Source organism: Sporofaciens sp. St.21A7, from assembly GCF_059728535.1.
On record NZ_BAAGFN010000001.1, the window covers coordinates 4,603,670 to 4,623,942 of the forward strand.

Consider the following 20,273-nt stretch of genomic DNA (forward strand, 5'->3'; position numbering starts at 1 on the left):
TAACCACCACCATTCTATTAAGATACCATTATACTATTCCTTCTCCTCTCCGGCAAGATACCGGCCGGTCTGAGAAAGAAAAAAAGAGGGCAATAAAAGCCCCCTTTCCCATACCATATCTTATTTACTTTACCGCCCCTGCAACGACGCCGCCGATAATCTGTTTCTGCAGTGCCACATACAACACCAGAATCGGCACTACGCACAATAAAAGCCCAGCCATAATCGTGCCGTAATCCGCCGAATACGTTCCATAGAAACTATAGGTAGAGAGCGGCAGCGTCAGCAGCTTCTTATCTGACAGCACCAGCGACGGCAGAAGGAAGTCATTCCAGAAAGCCATCGAGTTCAAAATCACCATCGTTGATATAATCGGTTTCAGCAACGGAAGCACGATTTTGAAAAATGTCTGAGAGTGTGTGCAGCCGTCTATGTACGCTGCTTCTTCCAGCGCAATCGGGACATTCCCCTTGATGAACCCATGGAACATGAACACAGACATTGCCATGGAAAATCCTGTGTGCATGAAAATCAAGGTAATCCTGTGGTTCAGAACATTCAGCGTACCTCCGTATATGCTGACAAGAGGAATCATGATTGCCTGGAATGGAATGATCATGGATGCTACCATCAAGGCAAACGTAAGCTTGGAAATCCCATTATTGTGACGCACAATATAGTATGCAAGCATCGCCGCCAGTAATGTCACCAGCACCGTTGCCGAAACCGTAACGATTAAGGAGTTCTTAAAGGCATTCAGGAAATCCATCTGTGTAAATGCCTTTACAAAGTTATCAAAGGACAGTCCCTTAATAGTGTATAACCAGGAAAACGGGCTCTTAATAATATCCCTCTTCTGTTTCAGAGAATTAATCACCACCATAAGGAACGGGAACATATATGCCGCAAAAATAATTACCAGTCCCGTTATTGCAAGAAAATTCACAGCTTTTCTCTTATTTCCGCCGATTGTCGTGTTTTTCATTATGCCTCGACCTCCTGTTTCTTCGTCAGATAAACCTGGATACCGCTGATACATGCAACGATAATGAACAAGATAAATGCTTCTGCCTGCCCCACTCCGAACTGCCTGGAGGTAAATGCCTTCTCATATACATGCATCGCCGCCATCTCCGTTGTCCCGTAAGGCGCGCCCGCCGTCAATGACAGGTTCACATCATATACCATAAACGCCCGGGACAGCGTCAGGAACAGACAGATGGTCACAGATGACATCATCAGCGGCATAATAATATTTTTAAGTTTGATAAACCCGGAAGCCCCATCTATGCTTGCGGCTTCCATGACATCCTCGCTCAGCCCCATGAACCCCGCAACATAAATCAGAATCATATATCCCGACAACTGCCATACAGACACCAGCACCAACGCCGCAAACGCCTTCGACGGGTCTGAAAGCCACGACACTTCAAACAGGCTCCATCCCGTAGATTCTCCGATACTCACAAAGACCCTTGAGAACACGAACTGCCAGATATATCCAAGTACGATACCCCCAATCAGGTTCGGCGTAAAGAAACCTGCCCGGAAGAAATTCTGCCCCTTCATCCCCCTGGTCAGAAGGTACGCAATGGCAAACGCAAGCACATTTACCAATACCACCACCAGAATTACATACTTAAAAGTCAGCAATAACGACGTCCAGAACTGACCGTCCTTAACTACCCCGGCAAAATTCTTCAGGCCGATAAAATTCTTTTCCTTCGCGACTCCGTTCCAGTCCGTCAGCGTCAGATAGATACCATAGATAAATGGAACTATGACCACTGCAAAGAAACAGAACATCCCCGGAAGTGCAAACATACAGAAATCTTTTCCGTTATTTTTTGATCTCATGTCTTATCCCTCTTTTCTATTCCTGTCTAAGTAATATAGATTTCTCAATCTCCCCGGCTTTGCAAGCCTTACTCCTGCTCGTCCCAGTATTCCTGTATGGACTCTGTAAGCTCCTCCCTGTCGCTGCGTTGGGCCAGATACTTCTGCATCGCCGCCCCAAGGACTGCCCAGTGGTCATTCGGCACGATTGCCGAGGCATTGAACGCCTTGTCTTCATGCACTTTCTCGTAAATATCCCGGCTCAGCGGGTCGTTCGGCTCATAGGGATTGTTCTTGAAGGGCGGGATGATGCTGCATGTCTTTACCAGCATCTGCTGCCCAATCTCACTAAACACAATCCAGTTCAAGAATTCCTTTGCCGCCTCCTTCTGGTCTTCCGTGGCAAGCTGCCCGTCCAGCATAATCTGTTTGGAAGGAGAGCCTTGAATCTTCTGGTTCGCAAAATCCTTAGGGTCATCATTCATGAAATAGGGAAGGAATCCATATTCATCCTCCGTCTCGGCTCCTGCCTCTTCCAGATTGGGCCACGCCCAGTTCCCGTTGAACCAGATTGCCGTCTTGCCGTCCACAAGGTCAATGGCCATCTCGTCGTAATCTGCGCCAAGAGGGTCTCCCTTGGCCACATTATACTTCCTAAGCACATCGAACATATCCAAAAAATCTGACAGACGGTCATAAGAATCCAGATCCATCTTCCCGTCCTTGATAGACTCAATGACCTCCTGCGCGCCCTCTGACGTGCCCTCGTTCGTCTCATAGATGTACTGTAAATGGTGCGCTCCCAGCGACCAATCCTCTTTCGCCAAGGAAACCGGCTTCGCAATGCCTCCCTCCACCAAACGGTCAAGCAGTTCCACAAATTCCCCCTGCGTCGTAATAGAATCCGGATCAAATTCCTCTCCTAAAGCCTCGTCGATGACTGCCTTATTGTAGATAAGCCCCCTGCCTTCAATACACAGCGGGAAACTGTACACCTTGCCGTCAACCTCTGTCAGATACCCTTCTGCCTCCAAGGTCCATTCCTCATCGGTCAAATCCTCCGCCTTCTCCTTGGCAAGGGCAATGACATCCGTAGTATCTAAGATCGACAGTGTCGGCGCATTTCCTGAGTTATACATGCTTACGACCTTTGTGTAAGGGGAATCTCCGTCTGTCACAGGCATGACCTCCACATGGACGCCGGACTTATCCTCAAATTCTGCCGCCATCTTCTCTAACGCCACCTGTATCTCTGCCTTTGAATTCAAAAGCGTGATACTCGTCCCGTCCAATGCGGAATCATACTCAAACGTATCCACAGAGGTATCGATGGGAATCTCCTTCTCCACCTCATTGGGATCGTCCGGGTCACTGGCAAACCCGAATCTGCATCCGGTCAGCGTAACGGCGGCCAGCGCAGTTACAACCCCAAATGCCGTAACTCTTGTCATAAGTTTTCTTTTCATGACCATTCCTCCTGATTTCCTGCATTCTCTGCATATTTATAACTACATTATAACCGGTTAAGTAATCGGTAAAGTAACCGGTTACTTTATAGACTTATCATAACACGCTTCCATAATACCGTCAATCATAAAAAATATCTTTGTGAATCCTATACCATAATCCATATCCAAAATTGTATATTCTTCACAAAACCGGTTACTTAACCAGTTATTTATTGTTCTTTTTCTTGATTTTTGTTATACTAAATACAGAAACTATTTAGATTTAAGGAAATTGATTTACCATGGCACAGAAAAAAAACGTAACTTTCAGCGATATTGCAGAATACACACATTTTTCCAAGACGACGATTTCAAGATATTTCAACAATCCAGACTCCCTTACCCTCGAAAATCAGGCAATTATCTCGGACGCCCTTGTCAAGCTGAATTATAAGGAGAATAAGGTCGCCCGTATCCTTGCAAATGGGAAAACGGAATTCATCGGTATAATTATCCCAAGCCTTTATCTTCACTATTATTCCGAGATATTGAACCAGATTCTTTCTACCTATGAGACGTTCGGATATAAATTTCTTGTTTTTGTGGGAAATGAAAAGAAAGAGATTGAAAAGCAATACATTCAGGAACTTCTTGCCTATAAGATTGAGGGCTTGATTGTGCTGAGCCATACCATCCCATCCAAATCTCTGGCAGCGCTCTCCATCCCAATCGTTTCGATTGAGCGGGAGGACGAATTTATCTGCAGCGTCAATACGGACAACTATATGGGGGGCATACAGGCCACCGGCCTGCTTGCAGGCCATGGCTGCGACGTCCTGATTCACATTAATTCGCCTACTGAAAAAAATGTTCCTGCATACGGGCGTATTCAGGGATTTCTGGATTTCTGCAAGGAGCATGGCTTGAAACACCGGATTATATCCAAGGATTTGAAGGCGAACTATGACTCCATACAGGCAGAGTTTAACGAAATCATTGACGATCTTGACCGGGACTATGCCGGGCAGAAAAAAGGAATCTTTATATCCAATGATACCCACGCAAATATTTTCCTAAACCTGCTGTTCCGCAAGCATGGCAAATTTCCTTTCGATTACCTGATCGTGGGCTTCGACAATTCGCCGATTTCACAGGAGGCAGTGGTTCCAATCAGCACCGTCGGACAGCAGATTGATAAAATTGCCTATGAAGCAGTGAGTCTTTTGGTGGAGCAGATGAATGAACGCAAAAAGAGGAAACCTGTTCCCTTAGACGAGCCGATTCATAAGATTATCCCGCCCGTCCTTATACGGCGGGAGACAACGGAGCGGCCAAAACTATAAGCCGTATTCTATCCCACATGCAAATGGGGCAGCGAGAAATGCCATTATCAGCATTTCCCCGCTGCTCTTAGTACTCCGTCCGGTTAGAAATTGAACTAATGAGCTGGCTGGTTCGTGCCAGTGCTAGGCAAAAGTTCGACGGCGATGTGGGCGCATCGACTAGAACTTTTAACGACGCAATGGTGCGGATCAGACAGTTCAGGAGTTCAATTTCTAGCCGGATGGAGTACTAGTGTACTGACACATTTACATTTCGTCAAATGACTTGCCTGAATTTCCATCTGCCACGTTGTTGTCGGTCAACGATGCCACCGCATCGCCTCCCTCCTCCGCCTTGCAGACTGAAAATTCATTCTGCGTCATTTGACTGAAAGTAAATGTGTCAGCACACTAGGTTTACATATTCATCCTCTCAACAATCTCTGCCGCCTTCGCGCTTCCTGCCACGCCGCCGTAACCGGTCTCCCGCAGGCTCACGTCCATCTTGTCGCCCACTTCCTTCATGGCGTCAATCACCTGATCCACCGGAATCTGACTCTCAATCCCTGCCAACGCCATATCTGCCGCCGCAATCGCATTGAAAGCGCCTCCTACATTCCTCTTCACACACGGAACTTCCACCAATCCGCCCACAGGGTCGCAGACAAGCCCCATCAGGTTCTTGAGCGCCATTGCGCAGGCATGGCCAATCTTTGCCGTATCTCCGCCCTTAACATGACAGATTGCGGATGCAGCCATACCGGAACCAGAACCGATCTCCGCCTGACAGCCGCCGGATGCCCCCGCAAGATAGGCGCGGTTAGCGATAATCTGTCCGATTCCCGCCGCCACATACATCGCCTCTATCATCTTCTCCTCCGGCACGTCATACTCCCTGTAATATGTGACCAGGACCGCCGGCATCACGCCGCACGCCCCCGCTGTAGGCGCGGCGACAATCCGCTTCATACAGGCATTGTTGCATCCCATCTTCAGCGCATTGCTCATGACCTTCGCCATGAAATCCCCGCACAATGTATCTTTCGCCTCCCGGTAGGCGTCCATCAGTCCCCCTTCTCTTCCTACCATCCGGCTCCTGGACATCAGTTCCGGGTCATAGGCGTCAAGTCCGTCTAACATCGCCTGCCACATACGCTTCATTTCTTTCCAGGAATCTTCCTCCGTGACTCCCCGCTCATCGGCGTCTTCTAACTGAACCGCCTTCCAGAATTCGATTCCTTCCTTCTCGCACCTTAACTGTGCCTCTTCCATCGATTGATAAGACATAACTCCTTGTTATCCTCTCTTTCCACAAATACTAATTCGCAATCAGGAACTTCACCCTGATAATTCCTTTCTTGCTTTCCAGTTCCTCCATTGCCTCCTTAGGTACGATCTGATCCGTCTCGACTACCATAATCGCAGAGCCGCCCCGCTTGTCGCGGAACACCTGCATCGTTGCAATGTTAATCTCCGCATTGGCAAGCGCGGACGCCACCTCCTTAATCCGTCCCGGTTCGTCCACGTTCCGGATAATCAAAGTGTTGCTCTCCCCGCTGAAACTCACGTCCAGCCCGTCCAGCTTACATACTCTGATGCGGCCTCCTCCAATGGAATACGCCTGAATCTTCATGGGCTTCACACCCTCCGCCTCCATACAGACCAGCGCGGTGTTCGGGTGAGCCTCTTTGATTTCCTTCGACTCAATGGTAAACTCCATTCCTTCTTCTTTTGCGACCTCAAAACTGTCCGGAATCCTCATGTCGTCCGGCTTCATGCCCAGCAGTCCCGCAATCAGCGCCCGGTCTGTCCCATGTCCCTTTCCTGTCGCCGCGAATGAGCCATGCAGATACACCGCCGCCTTCTCGGGCTGTCTCCCGAAGAGCTGTCTGGCTACCATCCCGATTCTTGCCGCTCCTGCTGTGTGGGAGCTTGACGGCCCTACCATGACCGGTCCTAAGATGTCAAATATACTTCCCATTTTTTCTTCCTCTTTCTTTCTTATTTTGACATGTTTTTCTTTTATTATACTTGAAACGAATGGCGTTTACAATCATCAATTCACTCTACAACTATAATTGCCAATAGCACATCCGTCACATTCCCGGCATACAATGCAGTAACTAATATTAGTATGAAAGAAAGGAGCCGATTATGTATATTATTTTTCCATGTATCCTGTTCATCATGGTGCTTTGCGCCCTTCTGATGGTATGGCGTAAAAAATGTATCATCAAGAAAATATGCTGCATGTCCGTTCAGGAAAAGCTCTGCCGGTTAAATGAACTGGTAAATCCGTTCGGATTTGAATATCTGCTTTCCCAGGACATTTTCACTTCATGCAAGGATGCCTGGCAGAGAGATTTCGGCTACTGCTGGCTCTATGACAAAAGTGCGGACCTATTCAATATGGTATTCGACTGTGAACCCATTTACTTCGACTATGAAGGATGCACTTGGATGATTGAGCTGTGGAAAGGACAATACGGCATCAACGCAGGCGCAGAGATTGGAATCTATCGGGCAGACGGCCTTGTTTCCAGGCATCAGCGCACTGCCGCCATGTTCCACACCGTACCAGACAGCGACCTGCCGTTCTTTGAATATACTTTGTACCAAGATAATTGTGCAATGTACCGGATTGCCCAGCGCCACTGGTGGCTGACCGGTTTCCGTATGGGACAGTATGTAAGTCCTGACTGCCTGCTCATGAAGACGGAGATTACCTTCCCATCCTGCGAAATGCAGCATGCGTTCGTGCGAGGCCTGATTGACTGCGGTTATGCCCAAGAAGACATTCATGTATGGAACTTACAGGTTGCATTTAGCTTCTCGCGTCCACACACCAGGCAGCCCAGGTGCATACACGGTATCCGCAACGCATTTGCGATGTGGAAAAACCGCATTTTCCTGAAGATTTACTGTCATGTCACAAAACATTTCTGTTTTACCATGGACAAATTGCTGTACCTGTATGAGTATCTGCCGTTTGCATTCCGGCACATGATGCACATCCGGCACAAGAAGAAGAAACGAAGAAGGAGAAAGAAACATGTCTGCTGACAGACGGCTTAACGCTGCGTTTGCCCACGCGCCCGTATTTCCCCTTACTTCTTCCTCCCGCTACGTCCTGTTCAGCGATTGCCACAGAGGATGCGGTACGAATAACGATAACTTCCTGAAGAACCAGAACTTGTATTTTGCGGCGCTGAAATATTACTATAAACGTGGTTTCACTTATGTCGAACTGGGGGACGGTGATGAATTATGGGAGAACCGTTCCTTTGGCGCCATCAAGTCTATCCACAACAATGTGTTCTGGCTTTTGTCCCGGTTCTATCAGGAACGCCGCCTGATTATGCTGTATGGGAACCATGATATTGTCAAACGGAACCCCAAGTTCGCAGACCAAAACTGTGCTTCCTATCCTTGCAGCACATGCCACGAGGAGGAGCTGTTTCCGGGAATGGTCTTTTACCCCGGTGTGATTCTGAAAAATGCGAACTGCCAAAAGGAAGTGTATCTGACCCACGGCCATCAGGCGGATTTCTTCAACAGCGTCCTATGGCGCACCTCCCGCTTTCTGGTCAGATATCTCTGGAAACCGTTGGAAGCAGCCGGTTTTCTGGACCCTACCAGCGCGGCAAAAAATAATACGAAAAAGAAGAAAGTGGAGCAGACCTTGTCCCACTGGGCGGGGCAGACTGGGTGCGTGCTTATTACCGGGCATACCCACAGACCCATGCTGGATGAGTCAGTTTCCTACTGTAATACGGGAAGCTGCGTGCATCCGAGATGCGTCACCTGCATTGAGATTGCAAGTCTTAAAATCCAACTGGTGAAATGGACGCTGGCAACACGTCCGGACCGGACGCTTTATGTAACGCGGGAAGTCTTGTCCGGTCCCTTCGAGCTGAATCTGTAAGCGATATGTGAACATTAAATTAGAAGAATCCTACAAGAATTAAAGGAAACTTAGGGTCTTCCTTCTCTTGTGGGATTCTTCTGATTTTTTCTGAGCGGTTATTATCATAGCAGGTACAAAAGCCCACTCTATTCTTCTACAATTCTTCCAGAAGGTTCCGAAGCAGCATAATATGATACTCCTCATCCTTGATAATCCTTGCCAGCACAGCGTCCACACAGTCATCCTGTATCATCTTGATATGCATCTGGTACTGTTCGATTGCATCCTTTTCCGCCGCAATATCCGCCTGGATCATCTTGGCGGCATGCTCTGGAATCGTCAGGTACTCAGGCGTCCACATCCGTTTCGCCCCATTCCGGTGCTTTGCCGTATAATTCACATTTCCGCCAAGGAGTACGATTAATTCTCCCAGCTTCTGCAAATGCATCATTTCCGCCATAGCGATGCTAAGCAAGGTCCGCGCCACAGAACAATTCTCATACGAGAGACGGTTTTCGTTATTAATATACTGCATGATTGCAGATAATTCGGATGTCTGCCCGCAATAATCGATGGTCAGCAGGTTAGCGTATGCCGGATTCCTTCCCCATACCTGAATCGACGGATAAGGCAAATCTGCCATAGCAGGACGCATTCCGGCGAAATTACAGTTACACGCGATTGTTTTCTTTTTTTCCTCCATTTTTATTCTTCTCCTACTCTTTTATAAAATAATATATAAAAAAATCATAATAATGTGCGCCGTTTTCCATGTCCCGACAGGGTTCTTGTAAAACTGCCCCAAATATGCTAAGATTGGAGAAGTTTCTGAAAGGGGAGTGTAAATAATATGAATAAGAAAGAAGTGCTTGAAATCCGCAAACAATTTACTCCGGAGAACTGTGCCATCACACGTATCTGCGGCTGTTATGTGGACCATGAAAAAGAAAAGAAAACGGAACTCAAGGAAGCCTTCCTGTCCCTGCCGGAGGAAGAGGCTTTCAAATACTTTGACATTTTCAAACATACCCTGTCCGGCTCCCTGGGGAAGAACCTCATCAATATGGATTTCCCTCTCGATCAGGAGCTTGAGGGGGGCACTCAGGAATTTCTCCTGAAGCTTCGGGACAGCAAGCTGCAAGACGACCTCTTGCTTGAGGAATTCTATGACAGGGTGATTGATAATTACATTTACGCGGAAAATTATTACATTATCCTGATTCATGCCGTATATGACGTTCCGGGCAAATCCTCGGACGGCATGGAGATGTTCGACGCTTCGGATACGGTATATGAGCATATCCTGTGCAGCATTTGTCCTGTAAATCTGACGAAGGCAGGGCTTACATATAATGCACAGACCAATCATATTGAAGACCGGATTCGGGACTGGATTGTGGAAGCTCCGGTAAAAGGATTCCTGTTTCCCGCCTTCCAGGACCGTTCAAGCGACATCCATAGCATCCTGTATTACACCAAGAAACCGGAAGACATCCAGCCGGAGCTGATTGCAAATGTACTCGGCAGCACGATTCCGCTGACTGCCGGCGACCAGAAGACGACGTTCCAGACCATCATCAGCGATACTCTTGGGGAAGAATGTGATTACGAAGTTATCCGGAATATCCACGATAACCTGAATGAAATGATTGAAGAGACGAAGGAAGAGCCGGAACCGCTGAAGCTGTCCAAGCCGGATGTGCGCAGGCTCCTTGCCAAAAGCGGCGTACCTGAGGAGCGGCTTACGTCCTTTGATGAAGAATTCGAGGAGACGGTCGGGGAAAAGAATACGCTGCTTGCATCGAATATCGCAAGCGTCAAGACCTTCCAGATTGAGACGCCGGATGTAATCGTGAAGGTGAATCCGGAACGGTCCGACCTTGTGGAGACAAGGGAAATCGACGGGAGACGCTGTCTGGTCATCGCGATTGACGACCATCTGGAGGTAAATGGAATCGAAATCCACAAATAGGAACGAAGAATTGCGAGCTGCATTTCTCATACTGCCCATAGTATGGAATCTGTAGTTCGCAATTTTGCTTTCTTCCCTTATGTGCGCATCTTTCAACGGTCAAAGAAAGGGGATTTCCCGGAGACGCTCAGCGGGATTCCCACCATCTGGCATACCCTGTCCCCTAACAGTTTCATTTCCATAGCAGCCCGTCCGATGGAGAACATCACACGGTTATCCACCCGTGCATCCGTTGCCACACTGACTGCCGAACCGATGGCGATTCCCAGATCCATTGACGTGTATGCGCAATTTCCGCCTGCTTCCAGACATGTCTTGCAGTTCTTAAACCCGCAGAACTGACATCCTTCATTCAATCCATGAACTGCATTTTCCTGGCCAATCAGGACTACCGCCTGCGCTTTGCGGAGATTGTCTGCGTCTCTATGGAAGAATTGGTAGCCAAATACGTCCGCAAGCCTATCCATCTCGTCTGCAAGTTTCTTTTTTTCCTCGTCAGTCAGGATTGCCGTATGTACGAAATCCATTCCCTTCGCCTTAGGTGCCGTCCTTGCCGCCTGACACATTGACTTTGCTGTCTGGATTACCGCCTCTGCTTCTGCCTGCTTTTCCTGAATAAACATTATGACCCTCCTTCTGAAAATATGTACGTATTTACTGTGCATATACACACTATCATATCTTTCTCATATTATCAACTTGATATCTTATCTTATGAATTTTATAAAATTTTTAGAATATTTTTTCAAAAAGTATTTGCCAAATGAGGGTTTCTGTGATAGAATAATTTTTGTTAGCGGAGATGGCGGAATGGCAGACGCGCTAGATTCAGGTTCTAGTGGGAGCAATCCTGTGAGGGTTCAAGTCCCTTTCTCCGCATCCTTTATAAGTATAAGAATCCTTGGTTTTCAAGGGTTCTTTTATTTTTTCCTTTGTTAAATATACTAATCCCTTTCATACAAAACGCATTTTCCAGTTGTTCTTCAACTTGTTCATTTGAGCGTCTATCATAATAAAACCAGTCCACAACTTAGAACTGGTCTATTATCGTCTCCTTTTCAAACTGATATACCATCACTAACTTTTTTGCTGGATCAACAATCCAATATTCCCTAACTCCTGCTGTTCGCTATTTAAATAGTTTACCACCACAGGTAAAGAAAAAGGTGCGAAGTCTATAATAATTCAATAAAGACTTTACACCTTGATTACTACTACTCTTTAATTACATCAAGCTCTGCCAGATTAATACCGAAAGCTGTTAAGATAACTTTTAACTCAATATAACGTCCCCGCATTTCCTTATAAGCGGCCGAATCCTTATTATCAGTTAAAATCATATATTTCTGTACCCTTGCAAACTCTTCAACCGATACTTTCATCATTTCTTTGTCTGACATCTTTTTTCACCTACTTTCTATAAGTGCCGTTTACTTTGATACTTTTATTATATCAATCGGTGATTGTGGTGTTAAGCCTTTATTGAATTGTAGCAAGGACTTTGCAGAAGATGAACTGCTGAGGGAAATGTTACAGAAGGTCATTTATCTCTCTGACATCACCATCGAAATCATCTCTCATGATACAACTTATTTATTGAAAAGCCGACTCCTCTATGGATTACAACGCTTACAAGGTGCATATCCCTGATTTACTAAATCCTCCCGATTCCCTATATATTCTTTCCTATTTGCATCTTTCATTTTTTCAGCATCTCCACATGCAGGGTAATGAAATTTCATTGTATTTGTATTGAGAATATATGTTTCCTCCGTACTCTCTATGCCCGTTTCGTTTCCTGTATTATCCTGGGCCTGTCCAGCAGGCAAAACATTCTCCGTTCCTTTACTACCCTGGCTGCTTTCACCAGTCCGATAGTCAATCGTAATATCCGGTTGGACATTGAAGCAAAACACATTAAAAAGAATCCCTTCTCCGCCATCTTCCACAGACATTGCTTCCATCTGCACACCGGATGCCACCAGATTATCCCCTTCAAAAATCGGGCTTACCCTGTACAAGACATGGTTATTCGTTTCTTTGACGTAATCTGCCACCATATTCTCAAAAGGAAGCATTCCATCTACGTTCATATACCTGGTTCCTGTAATCAGATTCTTTTCATTGGCATTTTCCGCCGTAAGCTGATACCCGATTAAATGACATCGGTTATATAGATGATTCCCATCTACATTATCATATTCTACAGTATGCCAGCCTGTCGGCTTCACCTGCCCTATGCTTCCCCGTTTTTCGGTTGGCATAAGATCTGTCCCCACATTGGCATATGCCACGCCGCATCTCCCAAGACTGTCTAACTCACTATAGGTCTCAAAAGAATCCGTAACCATATCTGAATCCTTAAAATCCGGTACATTTCCATTAATTACTACATACGCGGCATCTCCTGTGTAATCCGGAATATCCGCCAAACTTATCGCCGGTTCCTGCGGAGTTGTTTCCGATTCTTTTACATCCTGATGTGCTGCAGATGCTTCCTGCATATCCGATGACTTTGCAGGTTCTTCCGTCTGAGAACCTCCCACATCCCCTCCGCATCCCGACAACATCATACTTAGAATGAGAAGAAACGGCGCTAAAATTCTATTGAATTTCTTCATCTAACGTATACCTCCATTGTAATTTTTTCGTGTGAGTATCCTGCAAATTCTTCAGACGAAGTAAGACTCCATCCCTGCTTTAAATTGAGGTCAAAATAAAAATCCGACGGATATCTTCTGTTCCATTTAAACAAAATAATCTTTTCAACCTTATTTTCACACGTAGAAACCGAATGATTCTCAAGAAAACAATAATCTCCTGACGGCGCTTTTTCAAGAAAATCTTCATCTGTTTTTATTTTCGGTTTATCAGGTATCTCTCCAAACAGTTTCCTTGAATACGAATCCATCCAGAGACATCTGTCGGCCGCCAATTCAAGAATCCGCTCCCTTATTACTCGATCCTGGCTTTGCCTTCTGTTGTTGAACATCATTCCATAATTATCGTCTACCGCTGCAATTAATATCATACTCTATCTCCTCTCTCGTCTTGCACACATTCATCTATTTGCCATAAGAAATATATTATAAATGAATCAGGGAAGCCGTGAAAATGATAACGGAAGCTCTAGCCCCTGAGATTCCAACAGTATCCGGTCGGTCAGAATTTCTTTTGCATCCCCTTCCTTTACAATACATCCATTGGACAACAGCAAAACCCGCTCACAGGTATCATATACAAAATCAAGGTCATGGCTTGCGATAATCTTCGCTCCCGGCAGCCCCTTTAATACCTGTATCAGATTCCGGCGGTTCTTAGGGTCTAATGCCACAGACGGTTCATCCAACAGCATGAGCTTCGCCTCCATAGCAAGAACGGTGGCAATTGACGCCAGTTTCTTCTCACCTCCGGACAAACGGTAAATCTGACGGTCCTTTTTCCCTTCCATCCCCACCTGCCCAAGCGCCCGCATCGTCAACCGTTCCACCGTCTCCTCTCTCTTCCCGTAATTGCGGGGAGCGAACGCAACATCCTCATAAACGGTTGACATAAAAAGCTGGCTGTCAGAATCTTGAAAGACATAACCAATCTCCGCGCGGATCTGTGCCAAGTTCTCCTTTTTCATCTCAAGCCCGGCAATCCGGATTCTGCCCTCCTGCATATCTAACAGACCCGAAAGAAGTTTGAGCATCGTAGATTTTCCGACTCCATTTGCCCCAATCAGCCCTACGCTCTCTCCCTCATCAATACAAAAATTAATATCTTTTAAAACCTTATCTCCCAACCTTTGATGAAAACTCCCATATCCGAAAGAAAGATTCTCTATTTCTAATATATTCATTTTCTGCATCCTCCCCAGTTAAATAAACCGGATTACCGTAAGTACTACACTCCACCCAAGTCCATACAGATAATCTCCCATCTGCGCCGCCTTTTTGCACCTCAGATGAAACTCTCCACAGTATCCCCGAAGCCGCATACTGTCATAGACTATCTGCGCCCGGTCCATACTGCGCAGAAGAAGCTGCCCGACCATCGTCCCCCAGACCTTATAGTGCAGTCCTTTCTGCCCCGGCGAACGGAGCATATAGGCGTCCGTCATCCGCTCCGTCTCCTTGAGAAGAACAATGATATACCGATATACCAGCATAAGGACTGTCACAATTGTTTTCGGCACACAAAGCTTCCTCAGGGCATAGCACAGATCATCCATAGAAGTTGTTACCATCAGCAGGTATGAGGCAGAAACCGCGCAGGCTCCCTTTATCATAAGCGTCACAGCCGAAACCATTCCGCCTGTGACGCCCAGGCTCCCCAGCTTGAACATAATTTCCCTGTCAAAAAACGGATTCGCAATCCCCACCATACACACTACGACCAGCACCAGCTTCATCCTTTTCAACAGAAGCTTTATGGAAATATCGCCAAGCACGAAACATACGACCAGATAACTCCCCATTTTCAAAAGCCCAGGCAAATCATATTTTCCCCAGGAAACCGTAAGCAAAATGAACAGAACCGTAACAAGAAGCTTAGAAACCGGATGGATTTCCTGCAGCCATCCGGTTTTTCCCGCCTCCATATCCATCTTATATAAATCAGAAATTGCCTCTCTAATTCGATTCATTTACTGCATTCCTTTTCTTTAATTCGGCTTGTTTCGCCCGTTTGATTGCCAGGCATACAGAAAGGCACACGGCCAGCACTGCCACGCCCCCGACAATTCCGGAAAATGACGTCCCGGCTGCGCTCTCTGACGCCTGGAACCCATAATCCGGCAGAAGCGCAGTTAGTCCCTGCACCTTCTCTGCCAGTTCATAGAGCCTGCCGTCTGCCAACAGTTCCGTCGTTCCCGCAACCTTCTCCATCGACCATTCCAGCCCGTCTGGGCTTGCGGATGCAAAAAGAGAGACGACTCCTCCAATTACCAAAGCCAGCACTGCCAGCACAATCGCCGTTCTTTTCCTGCTCATACGGCCTTTCGCACCCATTTCACGCCGATAACCATACAGGATTTCCGGACGTGCCTCGTAGACAAACACTAACACCGCCGCCGTGATAAGTCCTTCTACCAGCCCGATTGCCAGATGTATCGGCTGCATCATCCCTAAAAACACAGGAAAGGGCAGTTCTGTGATTCCAGAAATCAATGTTTCTATCGTAACAGAAAATGCACCTAACTGCAAGCTGAGTACACACCCGAGTACGGATGCCGCCGCAATCCTTCCTTTCGTCATCCTCTTGCCTGTCATAACGCGCCATATTATCGCGCCTCCGACAAAACATCCGTAAAATGCCATATTCCATACATTACATCCCAATGCAAGTAAACCGCCGTCTGCAAACAACAGGCATTGGATTGCCAGGATTGCAATCATTGTCAAAAAACCGGCGTAGGGTCCCATAACCGCACTTAACAACATTCCTCCGCACAAATGCCCGGATGAGCCTGTTCCTGGAATTGTGAAATTAATCATCTGTCCTGCAAACACGAAAGCTCCCATGACTCCCATCATCGGCACTTTCTGCTCCAAATCATCCAGTCTTATTTTTTTTACCGCGTACGCCGCTGCCGCTGCTGACATTGCATACATGGTTCCTGCTACTGCTGGTGATACCAGCGCGTCCGCCATATGCATATCTTTTTTCCTCCCTATTTCAGACTATAATAAATCTGGATATATTGCTTCACCAAAATCTCCTCTTACACATTTGCGTGTACACCAAGCCTGTTAATCTGCGCCGCCATGTATCCGGCTCCATATCCATTATCAATATTGACCACTGCGATACCATTTGCGCAGGAATTAATCATAGTCAGAAGTGCCGACAGCCCATTCAGGCTGGCTCCGTACCCTATGGAGGTCGGGACTGCGATTACCGGCTTATCCACCAATCCTCCAATCACGCTGGCAAGCGCTCCCTCCATTCCTGCCACTGCCACAACACACATAGCGCTCTGGATGGTTTCCACCTTTGAAAGCAGCCTGTGGATGCCGCTGACTCCCACGTCATAGATACGCTCCACATGGTTTCCGAAGAATTCCGCCGTCTGTGCCGCTTCCTCTGCTACCGGTATGTCCGCTGTACCCGCCGTGCATACCGCAATCTTTCCTACTCTTGCCTTATCTTTCTTCTCAATCTTCAAGATTCTTGACAGAGGGTCATACTCCGCGTCCTTCCATTTCTTTTGTATCAATGCCGCCTGTTCTTTGGATGCCCTTGTTCCAAGCACTTCTCCTTCCGCCGCATAGATTCTCTCATAGATCTGAACCAGATGTTCATCTGCTTTGCCACTGCAAAATACCACCTCTGCATAGCCAGAACGGATTTTTCTGTGGGTATCCAATTTTGCATAGCCTAATTCCTCTAATGGCTGTCTGCGGAAATAGGCCTCCGCATCATTTACTGAGATTTCGCCGGTTCTTACCTGCTCCAATACTTCTTTTACTTCCATTCTTCTCCCTCCTAAAATGCCTTTTCTTCCACAGAAAATATATCCCAAAACCGAGTAGGGAAGAGCCATCTTCCTCTACACGCTGCGCGGCCCGTGCTCCGCCTCAGGGACATATTTCCTCTGCACGGGTCTGCACAATAAAAAAGACACACAAATTCCCTTCTGGGAATTCGTATGCCTTCTGACATACTCTATTTTCATGTAATGATTGAATTGCATCGCGATATCTTCAACACTTCTGTGTTCTTTGGAAGACTTCTGCCTTCCGATTCACCTGCTTGCCAATTTCTTACATCAAAAATACTATACTACCTTAATTCCTCTTATGTCAATGATTTCCCTTAACTGTTCAATCACAGCCTCCAGCATATCGCTCATGGACATATCCTTTACCCCGACTATCACATTATTGCATTGGTTAATTGGAATCAGCAGCTTCTTGACATTGCTCTGCCCGACCGCCGCCGCCATCGCAGGAGTAATCTCACCATACATAGAGTCCGCAATAGCAATCCCAATGGGACCGATAATCAAATCCGCCCTTCTGCATCCAACAATCACTGCATTCTCCCCTGTCGCCGCATGATCTGCGCCTGCTTTCAGCATATTAGATGACGCCAAGGCATTCGTGCCTACGGCCGTAACTTCCACCTGTGGGAATTCCTTTTTTACAGAAGTGACAAGCTGTCTTCCCATGCCGCCCCCCTGGGCGTCAATAATTAATATGTTCATAAAAGCACCTCGTCTTCACAAACTTTTTTAGCATTCTATTTGCTTGTACTTTGTATTTTAACATATTTGGCATAAAAAAGAAATCTTTTTACGCAAGCGAGCTGCTCTACCAACACATGAACTTCCCAGACAGCTTGTCTTATTTTCCCAAATATGATATAGTCGGTACAAAGGAGCGGGTATAACATGACAAATGAAGCAACAGCAAAAAACCAGATTACCGAAGGCGTTATCTGGCGGCAATTATTAATCTTCTTTTTTCCAATCGTAATAGGGACTTTATTCCAACAGCTATACAACACGGTAGACGCCGTCATTGTGGGCAGGTTCGTAGGGAAACAAGCCTTAGCGAGCGTGGGCGGTTCGGCCGCCGTTCTGTCCAATCTGATTATCGGATTTTTTACCGGGCTTTCCGCCGGGGCGACCGTCATCATTTCCCAGCATTACGGCGCCAAAAATGAACGGAACCTCCACGAGAGCTTACATACAGCCTATGCATTTTCAATCATTGCAAGCCTGGCAATCGCTGTTCTCGGCTGGTTTTTGACCCCCTGGCTTTTGACTGCCCTGAAAACACCTGCAGACGTACTGACCGATTCCATCCTGTATCTCAGGATTTATTTTCTGGGAATGATTTCTGTGCTGATTTTCAATATGGGTTCCGGAATCATGCGGGCAATCGGGGATTCCAGACGTCCCTTGTACTACCTGATTATCTGCTGCCTGCTGAACATTGTTCTGGATATCGTCATGGTTCTGGTCTTCCATCTCGGCATCGCCGGCGTCGCAGTTGCAACCGTAATCTCCCAATCAGTCAGCGCTGTTTTGGTCACGCGGGCATTGATGACCAGTTACGACGCGCTGAAACTGTCCCTTCCCGCTATCCGCATCGCTCCCGTCATGCTGAAATCCGAGCTTCGCATTGGATTCCCCAGCGGGCTTCAATCCTGCATGTACGGTATTACTAATATCATTATTCAGGCAGCGGTAAATGGACTTGGGACGGATACCGCCGCGGCATGGGCGGCATACGGCAAACTGGACGCCATTTTCTGGACGGTATGCGGGGCTTTCGGTATCGCAATCACCACATTTTCCGGCCAGAATTACGGAGCAAGGCGGTACGACCGGGTATTCAAGAGCGTCCGCGTCTGTCTCGGCATGTCCCTTGGCATATGCGGGCTTTTGCTGGTATTCCTGATGGTCTTCTGCAGACCGCTGTACCATATATTTACGACGGACTTAAATGTGGTTGACATCGGAGTCTATATGCTGCGCTATATAACGCCCAGCTATATTGTTTTCGTATTCGTCGAAATTCTTTCCGGGGCGCTGCGCGGAATCGGCGACGTGCTGTTTCCAACCCTGATTACGCTGGGCGGCGTATGCTGTGTGCGCCTTCCCTGGATTCTGCTGGTTGTTCCCCGGTGGCACGATCTGTCGGCAATACTCGTCAGCTATCCCATGTCATGGATAGCTACGGCAGTTCTGCTGATACTCTATTATTTTTACAGGAAAAAACATCTGAAACTCATTTAAACAATGCTTTTCACGCAGATATACTGCCGCAAATCTCCTCTATTGCCCTCAACTCTTCCTGCGTAAAGTCTGCCCTGTACGCAGCGGAAATATTTTCTAAAATCTGCTCCGGCTTCGATGCGCCGATCAGAACCGAACATACTTCATCATCCTTCAAGACCCAGGACAGCGCCATCTGCGCCAACGTCTGCCCTCGCTGTCCTGCCAGCTCATTGAGCCTTTTAATCTGGTTCAGCCGCTCTTTTGTCAAATCACTTTCATGAAGAAACCTGCCGTCCCGGGCAATCCGGCTGTCCCCAGGGATTCCATGGAGATATCTGTCCGTCAGAAGTCCCTGTGCCAACGGGCTGAACGCAATAATCCCGACTCCATTCTCTTTACAGAATGATTTCACCCCGTCCTCCTCGATTTTTCTGTCGAATATGGAATACCTCCTCTGGTTCACAATAAAGGGACAATGCAGTTCCCGCAAAAGATGCAAGGCTTTTTCCGTATATTCCTTATCATAGTTGGACACTCCCACATAGAGCGCCTTCCCGCTCCTTACGATATCCGCAAGCGCAGTCATGGTCTCCTCAAGCGGCGTCTCCGTGTCCATCCGGTGATGATAGAAAATATCCACATAATCCAGTTTCATCCGCCTCAAACTCTGGTCAAGGCTTGCCATCAGATACTTTCTGCTCCCAAAATCTCCATAAGGTCCTTCCCACATATGATATCCTGCCTTTGTGGTAATCAAAAGTTCGTCCCTGTAGAGCCTGAAATCGTCCTCCATCAGCCTCCCCAAATTTTCCTCCGCGCTGCCGCTGTCAGGCCCATAATTATTTGCCAAATCAAACTGGGTGATGCCGTTGTCAAAAGCAGTCCTGCACATTGCCCGCATATTATCATAGGAGTCCCCAGAGCCAAAATTGTGCCAAAGCCCCAGCGAAACTGCCGGGAATTTTAATCCGCTCCTGCCTACTCTGTGATATTCCATTTTCTCATAACGTTCCTGTTTTGCCGCATACATGTTTAAATGATTCATTTCTCCTCCTTATTTTCGTCCATACGCTTT

21 protein-coding genes and 1 tRNA gene are annotated in these 20,273 nt (G+C 47.0%); 6 read left to right on the forward strand and 16 right to left on the reverse strand.

The window, feature by feature from the left end:
• Positions 1-124: 124 nt before the first annotated feature.
• The 3 genes from AC6I3O_RS22870 to AC6I3O_RS22880 form a co-directional block, all read right to left on the reverse strand.
• Positions 125-985 carry a carbohydrate ABC transporter permease gene (locus tag AC6I3O_RS22870; protein WP_497852831.1) on the reverse strand — a complete coding sequence of 287 codons (861 nt, stop codon included), beginning with the start codon at positions 983-985 and terminating at the stop codon, positions 125-127.
• Positions 985-1,857, reverse strand: a complete 873-nt coding sequence (locus AC6I3O_RS22875; RefSeq protein ID WP_497852832.1) for a carbohydrate ABC transporter permease — start codon at positions 1,855-1,857, stop codon at positions 985-987. The genes AC6I3O_RS22870 and AC6I3O_RS22875 overlap by 1 nt, the downstream gene beginning before the upstream one ends.
• A 68-nt stretch (positions 1,858-1,925) precedes the next feature.
• On the reverse strand, positions 1,926-3,302 hold the full coding sequence (locus AC6I3O_RS22880; protein WP_497852833.1) for an ABC transporter substrate-binding protein: 1,377 nt from the start codon (positions 3,300-3,302) through the stop codon (positions 1,926-1,928).
• 284 nt (positions 3,303-3,586) lie between these two features.
• Here AC6I3O_RS22880 and AC6I3O_RS22885 point away from each other — a divergent pair, with 284 nt between their 5' ends.
• Complete coding sequence (locus AC6I3O_RS22885) at positions 3,587-4,627, forward strand: LacI family DNA-binding transcriptional regulator (protein WP_497852834.1); 1,041 nt, start codon at positions 3,587-3,589, stop codon at positions 4,625-4,627.
• Positions 4,628-5,023: 396 nt separating this feature from the next.
• Here the strand turns inward: AC6I3O_RS22885 and sdaAA are convergent, their stop codons facing one another.
• Together sdaAA and sdaAB are read right to left on the reverse strand one after the other, a co-directional pair.
• The gene (gene sdaAA / locus AC6I3O_RS22890; RefSeq protein ID WP_497852835.1) at positions 5,024-5,893 is read right to left on the reverse strand and encodes an L-serine ammonia-lyase, iron-sulfur-dependent, subunit alpha; all 870 of its coding nucleotides are present in this window, start codon (positions 5,891-5,893) and stop codon (positions 5,024-5,026) included.
• Between the two features lie 31 nt (positions 5,894-5,924).
• The gene (sdaAB, locus tag AC6I3O_RS22895; protein ID WP_497852836.1) at positions 5,925-6,587 is read right to left on the reverse strand and encodes an L-serine ammonia-lyase, iron-sulfur-dependent subunit beta; all 663 of its coding nucleotides are present in this window, start codon (positions 6,585-6,587) and stop codon (positions 5,925-5,927) included.
• A 173-nt stretch (positions 6,588-6,760) separates the two neighbouring features.
• Between sdaAB and AC6I3O_RS22900 the strand changes: the two genes are divergently transcribed.
• Both AC6I3O_RS22900 and AC6I3O_RS22905 read left to right on the forward strand, forming a co-directional pair.
• Positions 6,761-7,669, forward strand: a complete 909-nt coding sequence (locus AC6I3O_RS22900) for a DUF4474 domain-containing protein (RefSeq protein ID WP_497852837.1) — start codon at positions 6,761-6,763, stop codon at positions 7,667-7,669.
• A complete protein-coding gene (locus AC6I3O_RS22905; protein ID WP_497852838.1) occupies positions 7,659-8,531 on the forward strand; it encodes a metallophosphoesterase family protein in 873 nt (290 codons plus the stop codon). Before AC6I3O_RS22900 ends, AC6I3O_RS22905 begins: the two co-directional genes overlap by 11 nt.
• Positions 8,532-8,667: 136 nt before the next feature.
• Here AC6I3O_RS22905 and AC6I3O_RS22910 read toward each other — a convergent pair whose 3' ends face one another.
• Positions 8,668-9,216: a ferritin-like domain-containing protein gene (locus AC6I3O_RS22910; RefSeq protein ID WP_497852839.1), complete on the reverse strand. Its 549-nt coding sequence runs from the start codon at positions 9,214-9,216 to the stop codon at positions 8,668-8,670.
• 147 nt (positions 9,217-9,363) lie between these two features.
• On the opposite strand from AC6I3O_RS22910, the gene AC6I3O_RS22915 reads away from it, so the two are divergent.
• On the forward strand, positions 9,364-10,485 hold the full coding sequence (locus tag AC6I3O_RS22915) for a DUF4317 domain-containing protein (RefSeq protein WP_497852840.1): 1,122 nt from the start codon (positions 9,364-9,366) through the stop codon (positions 10,483-10,485).
• Positions 10,486-10,577: 92 nt separating this feature from the next.
• Here the strand turns inward: AC6I3O_RS22915 and AC6I3O_RS22920 are convergent, their stop codons facing one another.
• Positions 10,578-11,108 carry a ferredoxin domain-containing protein gene (locus tag AC6I3O_RS22920; protein ID WP_497852841.1) on the reverse strand — a complete coding sequence of 177 codons (531 nt, stop codon included), beginning with the start codon at positions 11,106-11,108 and terminating at the stop codon, positions 10,578-10,580.
• Positions 11,109-11,281: 173 nt separating this feature from the next.
• Here AC6I3O_RS22920 and AC6I3O_RS22925 point away from each other — a divergent pair.
• Positions 11,282-11,364 (forward strand) — tRNA-Leu (locus AC6I3O_RS22925).
• 335 nt (positions 11,365-11,699) lie between these two features.
• On the opposite strand, the gene AC6I3O_RS22930 is transcribed toward AC6I3O_RS22925, so the two are convergent.
• The 8 genes from AC6I3O_RS22930 to AC6I3O_RS22965 form a co-directional block, all read right to left on the reverse strand.
• Positions 11,700-11,885 (reverse strand): hypothetical protein, encoded by a 186-nt coding sequence (locus AC6I3O_RS22930; protein ID WP_497852842.1) that lies wholly within the window; start codon positions 11,883-11,885, stop codon positions 11,700-11,702.
• 213 nt (positions 11,886-12,098) lie between these two features.
• Complete coding sequence (locus AC6I3O_RS22935) at positions 12,099-13,106, reverse strand: DNA/RNA non-specific endonuclease (protein ID WP_497852843.1); 1,008 nt, start codon at positions 13,104-13,106, stop codon at positions 12,099-12,101.
• A complete protein-coding gene (locus AC6I3O_RS22940; protein ID WP_497852844.1) occupies positions 13,103-13,516 on the reverse strand; it encodes a ribonuclease Z in 414 nt (137 codons plus the stop codon). The genes AC6I3O_RS22935 and AC6I3O_RS22940 overlap by 4 nt, the downstream gene beginning before the upstream one ends.
• A gap of 66 nt (positions 13,517-13,582) precedes the next feature.
• Positions 13,583-14,329 carry an energy-coupling factor ABC transporter ATP-binding protein gene (locus AC6I3O_RS22945; protein ID WP_497852845.1) on the reverse strand — a complete coding sequence of 249 codons (747 nt, stop codon included), beginning with the start codon at positions 14,327-14,329 and terminating at the stop codon, positions 13,583-13,585.
• 18 nt (positions 14,330-14,347) lie between these two features.
• Complete coding sequence (gene cbiQ, locus AC6I3O_RS22950; RefSeq protein ID WP_497852846.1) at positions 14,348-15,115, reverse strand: cobalt ECF transporter T component CbiQ; 768 nt, start codon at positions 15,113-15,115, stop codon at positions 14,348-14,350.
• Positions 15,102-16,127, reverse strand: a complete 1,026-nt coding sequence (locus tag AC6I3O_RS22955) for an energy-coupling factor ABC transporter permease (protein ID WP_497852847.1) — start codon at positions 16,125-16,127, stop codon at positions 15,102-15,104. The genes cbiQ and AC6I3O_RS22955 overlap by 14 nt, the downstream gene beginning before the upstream one ends.
• Before the next feature lie 65 nt (positions 16,128-16,192).
• Complete coding sequence (gene larB, locus AC6I3O_RS22960) at positions 16,193-16,945, reverse strand: nickel pincer cofactor biosynthesis protein LarB (protein ID WP_497852848.1); 753 nt, start codon at positions 16,943-16,945, stop codon at positions 16,193-16,195.
• 303 nt (positions 16,946-17,248) lie between these two features.
• The gene (locus AC6I3O_RS22965) at positions 17,249-17,677 is read right to left on the reverse strand and encodes a DUF3842 family protein (RefSeq protein ID WP_497852849.1); all 429 of its coding nucleotides are present in this window, start codon (positions 17,675-17,677) and stop codon (positions 17,249-17,251) included.
• Between the two features lie 186 nt (positions 17,678-17,863).
• On the opposite strand from AC6I3O_RS22965, the gene AC6I3O_RS22970 reads away from it, so the two are divergent.
• On the forward strand, positions 17,864-19,216 hold the full coding sequence (locus AC6I3O_RS22970; protein ID WP_497852850.1) for an MATE family efflux transporter: 1,353 nt from the start codon (positions 17,864-17,866) through the stop codon (positions 19,214-19,216).
• 10 nt (positions 19,217-19,226) lie between these two features.
• On the opposite strand, the gene AC6I3O_RS22975 is transcribed toward AC6I3O_RS22970, so the two are convergent.
• Positions 19,227-20,228, reverse strand: coding sequence for an aldo/keto reductase (locus tag AC6I3O_RS22975; RefSeq protein WP_497853577.1), 1,002 nt, complete (start codon positions 20,226-20,228; stop codon positions 19,227-19,229).
• Between the last annotated feature and the right edge of the window lie 45 nt (positions 20,229-20,273).